Below are 20,060 nucleotides of genomic sequence, written 5' to 3'. Positions count from 1 at the left end.
GATTGAATTCAATACGCTAGCCATTTATTTGTATTCAATTCTAGAACCTATACACTCACCAAATTCTCCTGTTTCGGGGTTAAGCACCCTGAATTCTTTCATTATTCTATAATAATGATCAGAAATTTCTATAACTACAACCTTTTCTCCTTTACTATTCGTTTTCCAATCTACTCCTGTAAAACCAATGGTCGTATCGGGTTGCCTTTTATACCAACCTTGGTTTTTAGCAGCATCAGAGATTAAAAGCGGTACACTCAAAACTTTATGGATACTCCCATCTGCATTATAGATTACCGCATTATTTGGAGGAATATATTCTGTTTGGTCACCGGAATAAATTGCTATAACATATTGCATATCTATAGATGGACAACCGAAAATAACATCGTTATTAATCAATACGATCTCTTTGTCCTCATATACCCACTTTATTCCCACATTGTACTCTTGACTTACTAACTTTATCAATCTTTTGGTTTCAGGGTTTTCCCTATTCTTTAAAGTTTCCTTTACTTTAACATTGTCATTATTCCATGTAGTTTCATATGACAACCCATTTTTATCTACTATACTAAAGTCTTTAATCATCATTTTAATTTTATACCGTTATCATCTATACATTTCACAAATTTTTTCCAATTATTATTACCCAAATAATCGTAAAACTCATATTGATGAGCGCCTCCAGAATAGGTTGCCCCTGCATTTACACCTGTTTTTTCTAACTGAGGGCCTATGGTTCCCGTTCTGGCTCGTATAGGGTTTATCACTTCATATTCCCTAATAACCAATACATCCTCCATTGGATCTTTCCATTTTTCCAATACTGCCAGCTTTTCCCTTAACTCCTTAATGGTACTAATTGATTCTTTGGTTCCAAAACCGCCAGGATTAGGAGTTGGTTTACCTTTTACTACATTTTCATACTCTACCACATAAAATTTATCCTTCCACTAGTGCGAGCATGATATTTTGCAGAACTAGGGGTGTATAACTTATTTTTTTTTCAGAAAGCCATTTTTAATCCCGAAATCGAAAATACTATCTGATTTTTTTTTAATTAATTCATACACCTCAGGGTTCTTATACTCAATATCTCGTAACTTTGTAGTTACTAAAAGAAATATCTCCCATCCAGTACCTCCAGATAACTGTGTTTCGAAAAGTTCTTCTTTCAACTGATAAAACCCATGTTTTTCTAAGATTTTATATATTTCTCTTAAATCTTCAATCCAATTGCTCATAATTAATCAAATTTAACTGTACTAAATGATTCCAACTTAATAGATTTTTCAGGGGTAACAACTTCGATTGCTCCGCCTAAATTATTTCCCATTCCTGGTGCTTCTCTTGTTATAAAGGGTACATTATCAGGAATTAAACCTATTTCAAAAAAGATATTATCCCCTTTTAAATTCTCATGTGGGATTCCATATTTATCGGCGTATTCCCATATACTTTCATAAGAGTATGGATTTTCAGGAGACCAGAATTGAGCTTCCCCGGCTTGACTTCTATTTAATGTCCCTAACCTATACACTTTTCTTTCCTGCTGTACCGATGAATAAATTTGTCTGGAAAGCTCGGTGTTGGATTGTGTCGCCCATCCATTGTCATAAGGTATTTTAATGTGAAAAGCATCCTCACTAATTTTAGCTATCGGTAAATCATCTGCATTTTTGAAAATAATTGATATTCCATCATCTGTTGTATGATAGCCTGCTTTAATCAAATTATCATAAGTATTTTTTAAAGTTCCAGAAAGGTTGTCTGCCAATTTCTCACTACCAGTCATCAACCTTCTAATCCCATCCTTATCTACATGCTTCTCTAAATCCTCCTTGGCAATTTTTTCAGCAATTACTTTATCACTGGTTAGGATTGTTGAAACCTGTACTTCACTGGCATTTATTTCTGTAAGTTTTTTAACCTCAAATGTTATATCATCTCCTATATTTTTGGCTACTATAGCATAAAACTCATCTGCATTTTTTATCTGCTTTATGTAAGCTGCTCCTACAAAGGGAATAGCCAAAGAAACTGAATAAATGACCTCGTTTTCCAAATCGCCCCTAAGACCAGCATAAAGGGTTCCTGCTAAATCTGTGAATAAATCTGCTTTAGGTATTAAACTTATTACATCAAGGGAATTATAGATAGTTTGGTCTACCACTGTCCATACATCAAAATCGTACAAATGTTCAGACTCTATGTTCGATCTTGCAAACAATACCTTCCAACTTTCAAGGTAACTACCTTTTATATTAGAAGCTACATAGGTATTGGTTATAGAAGGGTCTTTACAATAAAATTCCCTGAGTTTACCTATTTCAATTTCTTGTTCTTTCCAATAGCTTATATCGTTGGTATTAAAAGCATTGGTTTCTTCTTGCTCAGCTTTTGTCAATATATCATTCAACGAAATTACCCAACTTTCACGTAGTCTTATAAAGGCTTCTAAATTTTCTTTGTTTAAGTCTTTATAATAGTTTAATTTGGATTGCCTAATTGATTCTTGCAATAGTTTGATTGCAAATCGATTCGGGCTGTCATAAAACTCTACTTGATTCATATAAGGATATCCCCTGAGTCTTTTCCCTTCTTGGGTTTTTACTTCATAATTCACAAGCTCTCCGTTAGCTTTTAAAAAGTATCGCTTAACAAATAAAGGTTTTTCAATTTCAGAAAAAGCTACTAGCACATAGTTAAACAAATCAGAAGCTTCTTTAAAGTTTTGAGAGGTAATTAAAGAAGATGAACTTTGGGCAAATCCCGGTTGTACGCAGCTAAGAGTAGTGAGACTGGCTGTAGGAGAAATGTCTAAAAAAGGAACTGTTATCAAAACAGTATTACTATTTCCTTTTAAATCGCTTTCTTCCAATACTTGCTTAGCAAATTCTTCCCGTGCATTGTCGTTCATTTTTGTAGCTACGGGTTGAAATACCACATAAAAGTCAATCCCTGTTTTTTGTTTTAACAGGTATAGTTTGTCCTCTATAACCTCTGTTTTTCCACTTAAATCTCCTTCCGAAACATTCACCAGATGGTAAAAATCGCCTTTACTCCGCGGCGTTTCTATATCGGTAATGGCATTACGCCTTTGATAAGCGGTATTTAATCTTTTGACAGCTTCTTTCACTCCATACTGATCTACCTTACTATCTTCGGGGAGATAATCACATAAAGTAAGTTCAAACGGTTTTGCAATTGGAACATCTACTACCGGTAACTCGTAATTACCGGAAAGTATTTTTTGGTAGGTATTGACAGTATTGGCAATCGATCGTTCATCGTTGGTACTGCCAAAAGGCGGAGTGTTTGATTTCTTTAAATTATGAAACTCTGCATCTCTTTCTTTAAGGGTTTCAGACCGTTTTATTACAATAGAATGATAGTTTTTTGGAAATTTATTTACAGTGATATTGTGATAAACAGATACCGGCAATATATAATCCTTACCCCCTAACTCCGGTAATACAGATTCCTTATATATACCATCGACAATATCCCCAAAGGTTTTTTTATACTTTTTTAAATTCTCTACTCCTATATTGATATCTGCCTCACTTACTTCTTGTATATTTTGCGCCTGATCAAGACTGTTTCGTAGTGATTCAATCTTTTCCTGTACCGTACCACCGGCAGGGAAAAATGGTAAAACAATCGGATTGGTATAATCGGTAAGTCCAACATACATGGCAACTTCAGAAGAAGTGTTTATTTCTGTGAGCAGGTTATTCAGGTTTTTCAGATAATCTTCTGAAAAGTTTTTGTAAGCAACACCATTATTCCTTTCTATGATATATTGTAAGGTTTCTGCATTCTCTCCTAAAAAGTAGATATACCATTTTTGCTCTTTAGAGCCAGTCTTTTCAATTTTACCATTACGATAAAACAAATAATCAATCTGGGCAGCCGCATCCTCAATTAATGACCGATCTCCATGGAGTTCAGTTCCGAAAGTTTTAAATGAACATATGAGCAGGAATATATAATAAAGTATCTTTTTCATCGATTATCTTTTTAAATAAGGCTGTAACAATATTTGTGTGAAGGCCGATCTTAAATGGTTTTTTAAAACATTAATAATCTCGTTGTCGACCTGTCCATCTTGTTTCATTTGACTGATGATTTTTATGAAATCGAGGTTGATCTGTTTGGAAAGCTCAATGAATTTTGCAAACTCATTTCCATTTTCCTCTTGCAACATCATAGCAAACAGGTATGATGCGTATTGTTCTTCCATATCCGTAAAGCTTTCAGTGCTGTCATTTGTGTTTACACTTAGATCTGTTTCATTGGTTTCAACGATTAATAGATCATTATCGTTTTCAGCGTCATCAACTTGAAAATCCAATAAATGTTGGTTATAACGTTCGTTGTTTTCTGCTTCCAGATCTTTTCCGTCTCTGTAGAGTTCGGTTATAGCCTTTTTAAGAAGATCGGCTGTTTCTTTCTTTATCTTCTCTATTTCCTCATTTGCTTCATTAAGGTTTTGTTGTGCATTATGGAAGTCCTGTTGAGCCTGATTTGCAGCCTGGGTATCTCCGTTAGAAACAGCTTCATCATAACGTTCTTTGGCATCGATCATATCATTTGTAGCTTCTTCCACTTGCGATGTTAATTCCTGTGGTAGGTCTTCATCCTTGAGATCTTCCAATAGGGCATTGACCAATGCTTCAATATTTTCCTTGGTGGTTTTATCGATGTCCAGGTTGAGTAGTTCTGATATTGTATTTCCCAATTCCACCACTGCATCGATCTCATCTTGTATATCATCCATATTTCCCCATGACGCATCATAAGTAGTGCGGAGTTTTCCTTTATAAAGTTGGTAATCGGTATTGATACCGATGTTTTTAAATGCTACTTCTATTTTGGTATCGGCCAGGTAGGGAACAACAATGTAGCCCAGCCCCGAAAAGGTGCCGTTACCGCCATTTACCTGTTTTATGGTTACGGGGAAATCGCCGGCTGTAAACACTTCGTTTACTCCGATGTTGTCCAGAGGTTCCCGATTGGTAATGGCAACTTCGGGAGCAATTCCGCAATTGTAGTAATTGTCCTCTGTTTTGGTAGGGGTGGTAAACTCCTGTATGGCATTATAGCTAAAACGGGGTTCGGTATTTGCTACTGTCTGGGTACATTGTCCGCCCACCCGATATTCGTAGGTAGTTCCAGGCTCCAGGTTATGCAGTGTAGTATATGGGTTTACGGCATTGACCTCAAACCAAACAGCATCGCGCACCCCTTTTTTACGGTATTGCACCTTGTATTTTAAATGGTCGGGATCGGGCATCCAGGTAATTTCTTCACTACTCGTACTCAACGACTTTGCCAGGGCAAACTGTGGTGATTGACAATCAGCTGTATAAGTGAAATAATAGATCTCACTATAGCCATTATTGCGGAATATTGAAGCTTCGCTGATACCATCGGTGACCACCGCCCGTACCCTCCAGGCATAGGTCTTGTTCTCTAACAGAGTGGTCTCGCCAAGGCCATAGAGCAGGGTGGTATTAAATGTTGTCGTGCTGTAGAGATTCGGACTTGCCAAAAAAGCAGCCTGTGGGTCTATCTGGGTGTCCCAAACCTCCCTTAGCTCAAATTCGTACTGTACTCCGCTGGCATTCAGGTGGCGGGGTGTCCAGTTGAACAGAATATTCTGCGGGTTTTTAGAGGCTACCAGATCGCCTCTTCGTGGCAAGTTCAAAAAAGGAGGGTCGTTAATAATCAAAAAGGCATTAAAACATCCCAGGTTAGGGTTGGACAATCGCTGTCCACTCACCCAGTCGAATACTTCAAAGCAAAACTGGTAATTGCCATCGGGCAATGGATTGTTGTATTGTTGTGGAGTAATACCACTGAGGTTTTGTAATTCAAAATAAGGACGAAGATCGAGATTGGATAACCGGAGGGGTACCCCGCCGTCGATAAAAATGGGGGCTGCTCCAATGACAAAGTCGTTTGACCGGATTTGAAGCCCGTTGCCTTTAATAGAAAACCGGAAACGTAGCTGACGGCTTGTTTCATTGACATCGATCATCAAGGCCTGAACGATCAGCTTTTCGCTCATGGTGGTGGCATAATCCGATAACTTTAAAGTGTATGGAGGTATCAGCTGAGTGTTGACCTGTACCGGGTAAACCTGGGCTGTTGTTTTTACAGAAACCAGTAGACAGCAGGTAGTAAGCAGTATACAGAGTGTAGTCTTCAGTGAGTAGTAGGCAGTACGCAGTTTACAGTAGATAGTACGCAGTCGGCAGTCGGCAGTAGATAGTACGCAGTCAGCAATATTCAGTCGGCAGTATGCAGTATGTAGATTACAGTCGGTAGTAAGCGGGTTGCGGGTTGCAGTCGGCAGCACACGGGTTGTAGCGGGCAATGTACTGCGTGAAGTGGACAGTAGCTTAGCTAACAGATGTTTTAATATGTTGATGACTATTTTCATTCGTTTTTTATTTGAATTTATCAGGGTTTTGAAGCATGAAACCGAGTAGTTTCCCTATTTCTTCTGAACTCTTAATGAGATTATCATAAATCCCGTGCGTTATATATTTACAGTGCAAAGCAAAATCTAACCATACCTGAGTCTCTGAATTTTCCATATCTGCATCGGATAGTTTTGTCATAAAATGTTTAATATATACTCTTTTTCGGTAACCTTCCCCTAAGTTGGCACAAACAGAACGGGAGCTTCGGCGTATCTGGTCGGTCAATGAATAGCGTTCTTCCTTTGGAAACCCTTTTGTTATCCGGAATATATCCATCGCTAACTCAAATGCTTTTTGATATGCCATTAATTCCCTAAAATTCATTTTTATAATTTATTGTAACACCTATTCTTATCTTATATTGGTTCTATTCTATTATCCATTATATATTGAGTACTGAATACTGCCGACTGCAACCTGCCTACTGTTTTTCTTTTTTTTGTATTTTAATAATCAACCTATCATCATCTATTGCCTATTGTTTACTGCCTATTATAAGGACTGCAAGCTGCTTACTGTTTTTCTTTCTGTACTTTAATATCTGCTATGATATAAGAGTCCTGTCCCTGTGGATGGTATTCCTTTATCTTGATAGCTCCTTTTCGTCCATCAGCGGTTTCAAAGAGGATAATCCTCGGGATGGTCTCTCCGGTAAAATGCTGTAGTCCGCCATTGGTTTCTTCAATGGTCAGTATTTGTAACAAACTGTCATCTGTCATCGTATCAAATTCAGTAGATGTCATTGAAGTGCTACACCCACATTGCTCCTGACTATTGATGAATTTAGTATGGGTTGCCCCCGGAACAGCCTGAAAAGTGGTTCCTTCAGCCACTTTATCGGGAGCTACAAATTTGTTATAGCTAAAGGCTTCATCCAGTCCAAAAAACACCAGGTCGATCAGCGGACCGTTGGTTTCATTTACCTGGTCTTTGGTGTACACTTCTCGTGTAACGGTTGAAAAAAATGCTCCTTTGTTATTTGAATTATGAGCGGTATTGATCCCCAAGGAAATATCATTAAACAGCCTTAAATTGGTATTCGGATATACCTCAATAGTCTTGGATATGATTTTTGTTTCTTTTCCATTGGTCGCTTCCAGGGTAATGGTATGTTCTCCCGGGGCATTAAAGACTATAGATGGATTTTCTTCCATAGATGTCACTGGCGACCCGTTTTCAAAAGTCCACTTATAAGAGGTGGCACTTACCGAGTTATTCATCATGGTCATGGTAACCGGAACCTGGTAATCATCATCTTCAAAAGCCACTTCCCAATCGAAATCAGCTTCCAGATATGGCGCCACGGTAATGGTCTTGCTGGTGGTGAATTCTTCAAATCCGGTACCGGCTGTAAGGGTAATGGTATGTTCTCCCGGAGTAGTAAAAACAACATTTTCCGGATGTTGCATATCAGAATATTCCGGCTGTCCGCCTTCAAACTGCCAACGGTAAAAAGTGGTACCTTCTGTGGTATTGGTGATCTGTATTTCGGCAGGGGAGAAGTTGTTGCCTGCCAGACCTGCTTCAAAATCTACGGCGACGGCATCGAAAATCTCTATGGACATTTCACTACTATCTTCTTGTCCGTCCTGATTGGAAGCATATAATTTTATGGCATAGATCCCTGATTTCTCGTATAAAGCCGTACCCGGATTACGGCTGGTTTTGGACAGGTTAGCGTTAGTACCGTCTATGGTCCATTGGTAAGCATCTGCTCCGGTGGTCTTGTTATGGATCTTGATTTGTACCGGAACAGAATAATCATCGTTCTCCACCAAAAGTTCAAAATCCACTTTTACGGGAACGGACTGTTCCTTGGTGCAAGAGACTACCGTTATAATAAATAATGTTATATACCTGATATACTTATACATCTTCTATTCTATTCAATAATCACTTTCCGTATTTTAGTTCCTTTGGGTGTTTCCAACAGGAGGATATATGTCCCCGAAGGAAGCATCAGTTGATAATTCTCTTCATATTCACTGCTATTGAGTAATCTTTTTTCACTGCTTACCTGTGCTGTAAGCATGCTGATCAATCGTAAAGAGGCATCACTCTGTTCGGAGAGTGTTACTTTTACTGTAAAGTTTCCGTTGGATGGATTCGGATATACGATAAATTCCTTAATAAAAGGTTCTTCTGTATCACCTATGTCCACAAGCTCGGTAGCCTCTTCCACAATAATCGATTTAGTATGATCCTGATAACATTCTCCCTCGAACGATCGTAAAGTGATATCGTATTTTCCTTTTTTATCGAATTTTAAGATGATGGCTTCGTGACTTTGGGATATGGTTTCGACACCTTCAGGAACAGACCATTCCACCACTTCACTAAGCGGATCACTCACATTGACAAGGATCACTTCATCGCCTGTGAAGGCCTGTGATGCCAGTAGAAAATGGGCATCGATGTCATTGTTGGAAGCTTTCACCTCTATCTGGTCTTTACCGATACAGCCTTCAGAAGTGGTTACCGTAGCGGTATAGGTACCTGGTGTTGTTAGGGTAACCACAGCATCGGTACTGCTAAAACCGTTATCCGATTCCCAAAGGTATTGTGCTCCGGCATCATCAATAGTAATATCCAATATGACTTCCTGTTCATTACATAATGTACGGCCTTGTCCAAGGTCAACCACAACCGGTTCAGGAGCTTCGAGGGATATTTCAGTAAAACCGATACATCCCTGTACATCGGTAACCTTTAGGGTATAGATACCGGCAGGAAGGTTTCCTATCTTATTTGTTGTGTTTCCGGTATTCCAGTGGTATTGATATGGGGCTACCCCACCACTTACATTTATGGTAATGCTTCCATCCGACCCCTGGTAGCAGGTAGGTGGTATTTGTTCGGCTATGTCTAATTGTAACCCACCGGGCTGTTCTACTATTACGCTGCCCGTTACCTCACATCCCCGGCTATCGGTAACAAACACAAAATAGGTGCCTGCGATCAGGTTTTCTACTTTAGCCGTGGTTGCTCCGTTAGACCAGCGGATATTGTATGGGGCAATACCTCCGGTTATGTGTACTTCTGCCGTTCCGTCATTCCCGGTATCACAATTGATCTCGGTGGTGGTAAAACTTAGCTGCAACAGTTCGGGCTCTTCAAAATAAAAAGTGCTGTCTATGGCTTTTATAAGTAAGTCGCCTTCATAAACACCCATCACGGAGCCTCTTGAATCTTCCACATTCAGAGCATAATGTCCGTTGCTGAGGTCGTAGGCAATGCTGTCGGGCTGGTCGGTAAGCTCTTCCCAGATACCCTGATCGTTCTGCTTTTTCCAGTGATAAATATATGGAAGGCCGTTACTATAGGGAACACCTCCTTCTACATGAGCTACCAATGCTCCGTCGCTAAACGGATCTTCATATTCATTGTTTTGGTTACAGGAGATCGGCACATACACTTCAATAGTAGCTTCTATAGGCTCGTAGATAATAAATTCACTTTCGGTAAAGGTACAGCCTTCTTTGGTGGTGGCTATTTCATAATTCTTATCATAGGCTGTCAAATAGTAAGTACCTGCCGTTATGTTTTCGAGACGGATGGTGTGCCCACTTGCTGTCACCGTTGTATTGGTCCGGGCATTCAGGTTGTTGCCGTCTTCGTCTGTCCAGACATAAGTATAAGTACCGTCATCAAAAGAGGTTCCACCGGTAACCCGTGCTTCAATAAAGCCATCGGAAGCCCCGATAGAGGTCGGCCTGCCATAGGCCGGATAGGTGATCATTACAGAGGTTTCGGGCTCGGTAATTGTTACTTCTGTCATGGCCTCACATCCCCGGCTATCGGTAACGAATACGGTATAAGTACCCGCATTCAGATGTTCGGTTTTTAGGGTAGTATCACCATTCGACCAGTCGGTTTGATAAGGCGGTGTACCACCGCTAATATTTACTTCAGCCCAACCGTCGCTTCCCTGATGGCAATACACATTTTGTTGTGTAGAGGTAAGTTCCAGTAAGGGCGGTTCTTCCAGGGTATACAGGCTGTCGGTAGCCTGGTCGAGGACATTGTTTTTATAAATTCCCAGTATAATGCCATTGGCATCCATGATATTTACGGCATATTCCCCTGCATCGAGATTGCCGGCAATACTGTCGGTTTGGTTTGCCAATACATTCCAGTTGCCATTCTCATCCTTTTTCTTCCAGGTATAATAGTAGGGGAGCCCGCCATTATCCGATGGTTGCAACCATACACCTCCTGTGACATGGGCAGTAAGTTCACCATCGGAGTATGGGTTACCGTACTCGTTCAGGGCATTACAGGAAATGGCCAGTGTTTCTTCGACAGAGAGTTTCAGCGGATCGGGTTCATCCATTTCGAATTTATCGTTTTCTATGGTACAACCGGAGTTGATGGTGGTTTTGTTGTAGTTGGCATCAGTAATGGTCAGGTAATAACTCCCTTTTCCGATGTTGTTCAGGGTGATCACATAACCAGTAGCTTCCACGGCAGCAATGACTTTACTGTTCAGGTTATTTCCCTGATCATCCATCCAGACATAGGTATATGCTCCGGTATTGTCTGAGGTTCCCCCTGTTATAGTGGCTTCTATATAGCCATCGGTAAGTCCGGCGGCCGACGGTTGCTTGTATTCGGTGTAATTGAGTTGTAGCGGATCGGCAGGTTCATCTATGGTGATGGTTTCTTCCCGGTAACAGCCGTTACTATCGGTAACAGATAAGGTATAAGACCCTGCATATAGGTTTTCAATCCTCGTGGTGGATTCTCCATTGCTCCATTGCAAGATGTAATCTTCCCCATTCTTTAGTGTTCCACCTGTCACCGTGGCCTGAATCCAGCCATTATTGCCTCCTTTACAATACACATCTTCCTTGGTAAATGTGATTGCAATCGGATTTGGTTCTTTTAAGTGGTGGATAGAATCTGTATCTTTTATCCATTCGTTATATGTATATTCCCCTAAAACAATGTTATTGACATCTTTGATGTTTACCGCATATTCACCCTGTCCCAAATAATCGAGGGTACTTGGTGTACTGATCTTTGAAGTGGTTTTAAGTATTTCCCAGCTGCCGTCTGTTTTTTTCTTTTTCCAGGTATAAATATAGGGAGCTGTTCCTCCCGACGCCGTTGCCGTTAACTGTCCGTCTTCCAGTTTAAACTCATCGTCGGAGTTAGCCGAATTACAGGAGATGGGGTTGGTTTCTTCTATGGTCAGCTCCAGTTTATCCGGTTCAGAAAGAGTTATTTCAATAGCTGTTTCACATCCATTAGTATCAGTAATAGTTGCTGTATAAGTACCTGCTCCGATGTTCAGAAGATCCTGATAAAAATAATTGTTTTCCATTTTCGAATTCGATCCCGTATAGGAATTATCTTTTTTATCTTTCCAGGATATATTATAACTATTTCCACCGATCGGCGTACCCCCGGTCACTTTAATATAAATACCACCATCGGTAAACCCGAAGGCTTTAGGATTCGTAGGTTCTCCGTTTTTAGTAACCACTAAGATTTCAGGTTCAATAATAGTGATTTCTTCTATTTGTTCACCCAACTCTTGTATTTCGCCAGTCGAGGGGTCTTTGACATAATCTATTGCCATACACCCATTTGAATCCATTACCTTTAGCGTATATTTTCCGCCGTTTGCGATAGCGATGGTATAAGCAGTTCCGTTTGAAAAGCTGGTCCAGTTATCAATAACATTTCCGATATCATCATACATGATGTATTGATACTGATCTGTGAGTCCTCCTGTAGCCGACAAGTGTATTTTTCCATCAGCAGCTCCGTTACAGCTTATATCTTCTTTGTTTATGGTGAATTCTACCGGTGGAGTGGGGGTTACTTCAATATCTGTACTGTGGTTTTCGCCATCGGTATACATAATTTTCCCTTCATACATTGAATCGTCATTACCATTATGGTTTGTTCCATACCCTATCATTTCAAAATAATAAAGCTGACTGGGAACTAAATCCTCAATTAATAGAAAGTATCCATTACTATCCTCTCCAAAACTTTCTATTGGATCTCCGTCATTATTACGAATGGGTTGGTAAATGGGTTCACCATCAACATAGCCTACAATTACCGTCTTGTCATAAAGTACATAACTTATCGATTCTCCGGTATCTAGATTTCGCTCAAAATATATTTTTACCTGTCCGTTTTCACCAAAACATTCAGGGTTTATATATTCAGTTCCTTTTATTTTAGGTGCTGATTTCCTTAAATCATATTCAATAAAATTATCAGAAGTAATACCGGAACATGTTTTTATCCTAAAATATACCTTTTTATTAATATCAGCCTCATCCAGAAAAATATTAGGTATTATATCAAAAGAAGGATTTCCCTTAGAATCCGTATACCATGGCATATTAATCCAGTAACTTTCATAATATGGATTTACTACATTATATTGCCAATTATAAACTGAAGAATTAAATCCATCTGAATCGGAAGTTACAGATACATTAAATGAATCGTCAAATCCTATAATATTTCCGGCTCCTGGGTCTTTTAATTTAACATTTGCACTTATTTTATAATCAAACCATAGTTCATTTTCTGCTTCAAATTCACCTCCGTTCCTTACATAATCATGATATGATCCTATCTTACAAGATGTACTAGACAAGTCTATATAATTATCCTGAGCTATTTTTGTTCCTTTTCCGCTACCACAAGTGCGACCTCCCCTTTTTTCATGGGTATAGGCATATACATGAACCATAGTAATTTCTCCAGAAAGTAAATATTCAGTTTTTGGTTTAGGTGAAGTAAAAGTCCCTTCCCCATAATACTCATGAAAAAATACTACCGGTGCTTTGTCTTTAAAATATGCTGTTAGCTTTACGTATGTCTCACATATTTTTTCATCTCCCCGAACCCGATACTTAAAATTGGATATTTCGATGCGCGAGGACTGACCAAACAAACAAGTAGCAAAAAAGCACAAAAAGTATGCTAAGAGTAAAAATTTCTTCATACCATTTATTTTTATGTCTATAGTTTCTAATTAAACGCTATAAAATTCTGGCCTGTCATGGTCTCATACAATTTAACCTTCTTATACCTCCTCTTTGCCGATTTCTTTTTTGCTAGGTCAAGTCCAGTCAGCATTTAGTAACACAGAACTAAGATATTGTCATAGGGATGGGAGAGTTTTGGAGACCATTAATAATCTTCTGTCATGGTGTATACGTATATGATATTTTCACCATTGAAATGTATTGTTAATGTGTTTTCATTAAATGTAAATTCCCCTACTCTTTCATTTCCATTTTTATACACAAATACGTAGATATTATCACCTCTTTTTTCCCATTTTTCATGAGAACTCCCATCAAAAGCACAGGACCCATCACCTGAATCTGAATACTCTACTATTACAGCTTGCCCGTCTCCATATAATTGCAATCTTGATTCTTTTCTGCAATCTGAAATATTCAAATCAACTTCTTCCTCATCTATAATTTCTTTCTCAGCTGTCAATTGCCATCTTGCTGTAATAGGGTCATCCCAATTGCCTTCATCATCACTACTACAAGAGATTAAAGGCATTGCGGTTAGCATTAAGCATAAGTACATTAACTTTTTCATAATAAATTGTATTTAATAATTTAATTTTTGTGCGGTTTGTTCGTTTAAACCTTCCCAACGGGCCCACACCTTTACCTTTTGGGGGTGGTTGTTGTATTGAATTTTTCTTTTTCTAATATTCTCCCGTTATAAACTTGAAATAATTAAATTCAGAAACAGAGGTATTCAAATAACCATTATCCTCCTCGCTTTTTATATTTTCATTTAAATCCCAAATAATATATTTGGATAAAAGCCAATCTTGTTTTTCATTATTAAATGTAAATTCATAGATATATTCATACCCAACATCATATTTTAAATTCAGAATAATTCTATTATTCACCATTTCCAATTTTCTAAGTGGGTTTCTCCCCTCATATTTTTCTTTTATGGCATTGAGTTTTGGGTCTTCCAGTTCAATATTTCGGCTATAATTATCAAACCAAATAGGGTACACATTATCTAATTCTTTAAACTTTGAGTAAGTTGTGTCGTTAATTGACCGGTATACTACCAATATTGTTTGATCTCCATTTTTTAAGCCATCATTTCCTACTTCAATAGCAACATCAGATATCCTATCATTATTGAAATCAATGTTATCAAAAAAATCATAGATTAATTCATGTTTTTTTATACAGATTCCATCAGGCAATTTATTTTCTATAAACCCCTTTGCTTTTTTGTAGCAAGTAGTATCTCTAACTTGGGCATTGCATTTATAGCAAAAAACAGCTAAAATTGCCATAATAAAATTATTGTAGTTTATCTTTTTCATTGTTCATTACATTTATATAGTTTAATATCAGTAGTTAATCGATCATAGTTTTCTTTTCTCTCCTTGCTATGCAACATTTTTGTGTTTACCGTTTTGGTTACTTGAGAAGACGTTTTAGTATCCAAAGAAGATATGGGCTTGAAGTTATTCAAGAACCAGGAGGTTGCCGAATATATTATAGATTCAATATCATTTTCTAATTGCTCAGGGTTATTTTCCCAATCAAATGTAGTTCCATAAATACTGTTCGCTTTATCGGAAGCTCTTCTATAATTTTCTCTACCTGTTAATTGTATGATTCCTCTTCCTCTATATTTCCAACCGTCCTCATCTGTGTTGTTTCCATTTTTATTGTTATATACGAGATTGAGTAGGTTCTTTCCGTTTACCTTGTCATTAATCCGTTTTAATACATAGCTTGCTGTAGAGTCTTTGCTTTTAGAAAATGATTCTGGAAAGATAATGGAAAATCCATTTCTTGACTTGGTTATTGTTTCTATAGAAGCCTTATACTTTGTTGATATAGAATCTTCGGGTTCATCAACATATCGATATGGACACCTGTTTGAACTTATATAATCAATATATTTCTCATCATCCCAAAAAGACTGAGAGTATATGGTTTCAATAGTATTATTTCCTGTTTGTCCTCCGAAAGTATTATAAATGTTCAGCAATCGATACCAATGTCCTTCCAAAAAATCCTCAAAGTTGTTGCATTCCAATTTGATTTGAGAGAAAAAATGAGCAAGTTGCTTACAAGTGGTGAAACCCCCATCTTTTAATGCCTTGGTAAAAATTGCTGCTGTATTTACTGTCAATTGTTTACTTTTTGAGCCTTTGAAAAGATCCTCCAATTTTGTTACCGTAACCGTCAAATCCCTATCGCAAACAGTACAGCAATATCCGCTGGTACACTCTTCATGTATTAAGAATTCATGCTTATAAACAGAATCGTTTACTTTCAAATTAGCTGTGTATTCGCCGGGTGGGATAGATTCTAAATCTATTTCCCAGACTTCATTATAGTTAACAGTTTTCCAGTTATCTTTACTTGGAAGAATTTTATTTTTTGTATTGTTGCTCGTTGTTATTTTTAATTGTATGTCTACTGTTTTTGTATTTGAAGAATCTATTTTTTTATAAACAAGCTTTAATTTGTTGCAATCAGATATCAATATATTTCTCTTGTTCAACTTTATGATGCTATCGCAATAGAATATTTTTACCTCTTCAGATATTGATTCATTATCTTCAACACCGGTATAAGACGGAGCGAAGGAAGAAACCAGATTTTGTTTTATAGATTCATCATTCTTTCCACTGGCAAAATCTTCTTTTACTTGCTTAATTGCCTCTTTGACCTTCTCTTTATCATTTATAAAGGTTTGAAGATTCTGCTGTTCACCTATGCTCAATCCGTTGTTAGGATCATCCAGTGTTTCTTGCATGAGTTCTATAAAAACATTGGCCTGTTGGTTGATGTCTGTATTTTCTTTAATGATAGTAATAATCTCATCGAGAGTTTCTCCAAGTGCGGTAACAAGATACCCTACCGCATCAAGCTCATCCTGTATATCATCCATATTTCCCCATGACGCATCATAAGTAGTGCGGAGTTTTCCTTTATAAAGTTGGTAATCGGTATTGATACCAATGTTTTTAAATGCTACTTCTATTTTGGTATCGGCCAGGTAGGGAACAACAATGTAGCCCAGTCCCGAAAAGGTGCCGTTACCGCCATTTACCTGTTTTATGGTTACGGGGAAATCGCCGGCTGTAAACACTTCGTTTACTCCGATGTTGTCCAGAGGTTCCCGATTGGTAATGGCAACTTCGGGAGCAATCCCGCAATTGTAGTAACTGTCCTCCGTTTTGGTAGGGGTGGTAAACTCCTGTACGGCATTATAGCTAAAACGAGGTTCGGTATTTGCTACTGTCTGGGTACATTGTCCGCCCACCCGATATTTGTAGGTAGTTCCCGGCTCCAGGTTATGCAGTGTAGTATATGGGTTTACGGCATTGACCTCAAACCAAACGGCATCGCGCACCCCTTTTTTACGGTATTGCACCTTGTATTTTAAATGGTCGGGATCGGGCATCCAGGTAATTTCTTCACTACTCGTCCTCAACGACTTTGCCAGGGCAAACTGTGGTGATTGACAATCAGCTGTATAAGTGAAATAATAGATCTCACTATAGCCATTATTGTGGAATATTGAAGCTTCACTAATCCCATCGGTAACTATTGCCCGTACCCTCCAGGCATAGGTCTTGTTCTCTAACAGAGTGGTCTCGCCAGGGCCATAGAGCAGGGTGGTATTAAATGTTGTTGTACTATAGAGATTCGGACTTGCCAAAAAAGCTGCCTGTGGGTCTATCTGGGTGTCCCAAACCTCCCTTAGCTCAAATTCGTACTGTACTCCGCTGGCATTCAGGTGGCGTGGTGTCCAGTTGAACAGAATATTCTGCGGGTTTTTAGAGGCTACCAGATCGCCTCTCCGTGGCAAGTTCAAAAACGGCGGATCGTTAATAATCAAAAAGGCATTAAAGCATCCAAGGTTAGGGTTAGACAATCGTTGTCCGCTCACCCAGTCGAATACTTCAAAGCAGAACTGGTAGCTACCACCGGGCAACGGATTGATATATTGCTGCGGGGTAATGCCGTTAAGATTTTGTAACTCAAAATAAGGCCGGAGGTCAAGGTTAGACAGCCGGAGTGGAACCCCGCCATCTATAAAAATGGGAGCAGCCCCTATGACAAAGTCGTTTGACCGGATTTGAAGCCCGTTGCCTTTAATGGAAAACCGGAAACGTAGCTGACGGCGTGTTTCATTGACATCGATCATCAAGGCCTGAACGATCAGCTTTTCGCTCATGGTGGTGGCATAATCCGATAACTTTAAACTGTATGGAGGTATCAGCAGAGTGTTAACCTGTACCGGGTAAACCTGGGCGGTTGATAGTTGGTAGTATAGCAGTAGGCAGAATGCAGTGAGCAGTTTGCAAATTGCAGTGAACAATTTGCAAATTGTAGCTTGCAGCATACTGTTGATAATTCGTTGTAAAGACCTCATACCATCAATATTTTATAGCTATCGATTCCAGTTTGGAGAAAGCCCCGTTTTTCATGGTAGCCCTTAGCTGATAGCTGTAGGTATTGTTCGGGTTAATATCATTATCTTTTACAGTAACAATATGCGGTGGCAGTACCTTGTAGGTAACCGGTGGTTGTCCTTCTGCATTTTTGTAGATCGTTACTTCGGCTATTTGTTCCTGGTCTTTTAATTTCCAGTGGAGTTCTATATGATGCTGTTCACGGTCGGCGTAACCGCTTAGCGACTTTATCTGTTCTTGCGGTACCATATTCACTACTGTAACTGTTACAGGGGTAGAGGGTTCCGATTCAAGCCCGTTTTTGTCTTTAGCCATAATGGCATAACGGTAGGTATGATTTTGAGCAGTCTTTTTATCTGTATAGGTCTTTAAAGTACCGGAGGTTGAATATACGACCTCCCAGGAGGTGTTTTCGGTCAGGTCTTTGCGGTATAAATAGTGGATAGCCTCGGTTTCGGTACTGCATTCCCACTCCAAAACCACATGGCCGTTTTCTATGCGGTAACTGGTAAAAATAGGGGAGGTTGGTGGCACTACATCAGGTTTTTCCATGATCAGGGCTTCTGAGAAATCCGACTGATTAAAACGTTTGTCCACCGCAATAATGCTGTAATATACTTTGCTGTTCAATGATTTAAGCTGTACCGAATCGGTATACACGGTTTCCTGTATAGGGTCAACGGTAAGCTGTACAAATTCTTCATTTTCTATGTTCTTCCTGAATACCCGGTATCCATGCAGGTCTCTTTCGGTGTTCTTATCCCAATTGATGGTTACCTGTCCCAGGCTGTCTATTGTTCCTTCTAATGCCACAGGCGGATCCGGAGGTATGGAATCAATGGGCTGAATAAAGGAAGAGAAGGATTCCTTTTGCTGGTTGTTCCTGCCAATGGCAGCTATTTTGATATAGTTGGAAGGGTTGAGCTTTGAATATAAAATTTCTCTTTTGTGTACGGGGATGCTATCAAAGATCACTTCATAGGGTCCGGAATCCTTATCGGCCCGGGTCATGGTAAACTTGGTAATGAGATTTTCCCCTTCCTCAGGATATTCCCATTTGATAATGGCTTCATTTTGGTTTTCGGTAAACTCATATCCGGATATTCTTGGAGAGAAAACCAGGGTCGGACTTCCTTTCCCTGAAATGATATCTGAATACGGGCCTTTTTCCCCGAAAGACGAAATGCCATATACCCGGTAATGATGTTTCGTATCGTTCTGTACCAGCGAATCGATATAATACATGCGCTTGGCCGGGGCTTCCGGTTTGTCGTTCAGGTTGACCAATGGTATTGGGCTTAGTTCCGTAAAGTTTTTTCCATCTTTGGAACGTTCTATATTGTAAGACGTATAAATGGCTTTAAAGAGTTCGTATTCCCAGGTAAGCAGTACGTTCTTATCGCCCCAAATACCTTGTAGTCCGAGGGGTTGTGGCAAGGGTTCAAAATCATCTGTAGATGCGGTTGCCGAAGCACTTTTTACGATCGCTATTTCGGAAGGGATGGCCGTTTTTACCTGGTACACATATTCTTCACCCGGTTTTACATCGGTATCAACATACCCCCATCCGGCTTTTATAGCAGCTTCAAAATCCATATCGGCGGCAAAAAGGGCAAAGGAAAAACGTTGTTCCTGTTCTTGTGCAAGATTAACGATCCGTGCTATTTCACCATCGTTGGTTCCGGTTACTTCAAAGCCTTCTCCGTAAAGGGCCTGGGCAATAATTGCTGCATAATTGCTTTTTTCTATAATGCCTTTCCAGTCTTCCACCGGATCGGCCTTTATGTGGATGGGGCTAAGGTTTACTTTTTCGGGAGCGGCTAGGCGTTGGCCGTTCCTTTTATACACATACTTGTCGAGGTAAAAACCATAGGTATTGGCCTTCTGCCACTCCAGGGGGGTATCTACCGCCCATCGCAGTAGTACTTTATCCCCTTGCGATCTTGCCATAAGCTGGATAGCAGCTCCTTTTACAGTATCAGTATTAGATTGGGACCAAACAAATGAAGGGAAGAACAGATTTATGAAAAGTATTAATACCATAAATGAGTAATTATTCATTTCTATTTGCGTATTATTTGACCCCATGTATTTAT

12 protein-coding genes are annotated in these 20,060 nt (G+C 39.1%); all 12 read right to left on the bottom strand.

Translation table 11 applies throughout. The features are described from left to right. Positions 1 to 24 precede the first annotated feature (24 nt). The 12 genes from MQE36_RS01640 to MQE36_RS01585 all read right to left on the bottom strand — a co-directional run bounded on the left by MQE36_RS01640 (position 25) and on the right by MQE36_RS01585 (position 20,052). Entirely contained in the window at positions 25 to 594 is a 570-nt protein-coding gene (locus MQE36_RS01640; protein WP_242937464.1) for a hypothetical protein, read from the bottom strand. Further along, positions 591 to 938 (bottom strand): hypothetical protein, encoded by a 348-nt coding sequence (locus tag MQE36_RS01635; RefSeq protein ID WP_242937463.1) that lies wholly within the window; start codon positions 936 to 938, stop codon positions 591 to 593. Before MQE36_RS01635 ends, MQE36_RS01640 begins: the two co-directional genes overlap by 4 nt. A gap of 60 nt (positions 939 to 998) precedes the next feature. After that, positions 999 to 1,247, bottom strand: a complete 249-nt coding sequence (locus tag MQE36_RS01630) for a hypothetical protein (RefSeq protein ID WP_242937462.1) — start codon at positions 1,245 to 1,247, stop codon at positions 999 to 1,001. Positions 1,248 to 1,249: 2 nt separating this feature from the next. Further along, positions 1,250 to 4,015, bottom strand: a complete 2,766-nt coding sequence (locus tag MQE36_RS01625; RefSeq protein ID WP_242937461.1) for a hypothetical protein — start codon at positions 4,013 to 4,015, stop codon at positions 1,250 to 1,252. Between the two features lie 3 nt (positions 4,016 to 4,018). After that, positions 4,019 to 6,079: a fibronectin type III domain-containing protein gene (locus MQE36_RS01620; protein ID WP_242937460.1), complete on the bottom strand. Its 2,061-nt coding sequence runs from the start codon at positions 6,077 to 6,079 to the stop codon at positions 4,019 to 4,021. A gap of 382 nt (positions 6,080 to 6,461) precedes the next feature. Further along, a complete protein-coding gene (locus MQE36_RS01615) occupies positions 6,462 to 6,821 on the bottom strand; it encodes a four helix bundle protein (protein WP_242937459.1) in 360 nt (119 codons plus the stop codon). A 188-nt stretch (positions 6,822 to 7,009) separates the two neighbouring features. After that, positions 7,010 to 8,371 (bottom strand): PKD domain-containing protein, encoded by a 1,362-nt coding sequence (locus MQE36_RS01610; protein ID WP_242937458.1) that lies wholly within the window; start codon positions 8,369 to 8,371, stop codon positions 7,010 to 7,012. Between the two features lie 8 nt (positions 8,372 to 8,379). Continuing rightward, positions 8,380 to 13,473: a T9SS type A sorting domain-containing protein gene (locus MQE36_RS01605; RefSeq protein WP_242937457.1), complete on the bottom strand. Its 5,094-nt coding sequence runs from the start codon at positions 13,471 to 13,473 to the stop codon at positions 8,380 to 8,382. Between the two features lie 188 nt (positions 13,474 to 13,661). Beyond that, complete coding sequence (locus MQE36_RS01600) at positions 13,662 to 14,048, bottom strand: lipocalin-like domain-containing protein (RefSeq protein ID WP_242937456.1); 387 nt, start codon at positions 14,046 to 14,048, stop codon at positions 13,662 to 13,664. Positions 14,049 to 14,199: 151 nt separating this feature from the next. Then, on the bottom strand, positions 14,200 to 14,847 hold the full coding sequence (locus MQE36_RS01595; protein ID WP_242937455.1) for a hypothetical protein: 648 nt from the start codon (positions 14,845 to 14,847) through the stop codon (positions 14,200 to 14,202). Then, positions 14,844 to 17,726, bottom strand: a complete 2,883-nt coding sequence (locus tag MQE36_RS01590; RefSeq protein ID WP_242937454.1) for a fibronectin type III domain-containing protein — start codon at positions 17,724 to 17,726, stop codon at positions 14,844 to 14,846. The genes MQE36_RS01595 and MQE36_RS01590 overlap by 4 nt, the downstream gene beginning before the upstream one ends. 202 nt (positions 17,727 to 17,928) lie before the next feature. Beyond that, entirely contained in the window at positions 17,929 to 20,052 is a 2,124-nt protein-coding gene (locus tag MQE36_RS01585) for a fibronectin type III domain-containing protein (RefSeq protein ID WP_242937453.1), read from the bottom strand. Positions 20,053 to 20,060: the final 8 nt, after the last annotated feature.

The sequence above is a fragment of the Zhouia spongiae genome (assembly GCF_022760175.1).
Lineage (GTDB): Bacteria > Bacteroidota > Bacteroidia > Flavobacteriales > Flavobacteriaceae > Zhouia > Zhouia spongiae.
This window is presented reverse-complemented; position numbering and strand designations above follow the sequence as displayed.

Coding starts and splice junctions, on each gene's coding strand:
- MQE36_RS01615 (WP_242937459.1), bottom strand. CDS start 6,821: ATGAATTTTAGGGAATTAATGGCATATCAAAAAGCATTTGAGTTAGCG.
- MQE36_RS01590 (WP_242937454.1), bottom strand. CDS start 17,726: ATGAGCGAAAAGCTGATCGTTCAGGCCTTGATGATCGATGTCAATGAA.
- MQE36_RS01630 (WP_242937462.1), bottom strand. CDS start 1,247: ATGAGCAATTGGATTGAAGATTTAAGAGAAATATATAAAATCTTAGAA.
- MQE36_RS01605 (WP_242937457.1), bottom strand. CDS start 13,473: ATGAAGAAATTTTTACTCTTAGCATACTTTTTGTGCTTTTTTGCTACT.
- MQE36_RS01620 (WP_242937460.1), bottom strand. CDS start 6,079: ATGAGCGAAAAGCTGATCGTTCAGGCCTTGATGATCGATGTCAATGAA.
- MQE36_RS01610 (WP_242937458.1), bottom strand. CDS start 8,371: ATGTATAAGTATATCAGGTATATAACATTATTTATTATAACGGTAGTC.
- MQE36_RS01625 (WP_242937461.1), bottom strand. CDS start 4,015: ATGAAAAAGATACTTTATTATATATTCCTGCTCATATGTTCATTTAAA.
- MQE36_RS01600 (WP_242937456.1), bottom strand. CDS start 14,048: ATGCCTTTAATCTCTTGTAGTAGTGATGATGAAGGCAATTGGGATGAC.
- MQE36_RS01585 (WP_242937453.1), bottom strand. CDS start 20,052: ATGGGGTCAAATAATACGCAAATAGAAATGAATAATTACTCATTTATG.
- MQE36_RS01640 (WP_242937464.1), bottom strand. CDS start 594: ATGATGATTAAAGACTTTAGTATAGTAGATAAAAATGGGTTGTCATAT.
- MQE36_RS01595 (WP_242937455.1), bottom strand. CDS start 14,847: ATGAAAAAGATAAACTACAATAATTTTATTATGGCAATTTTAGCTGTT.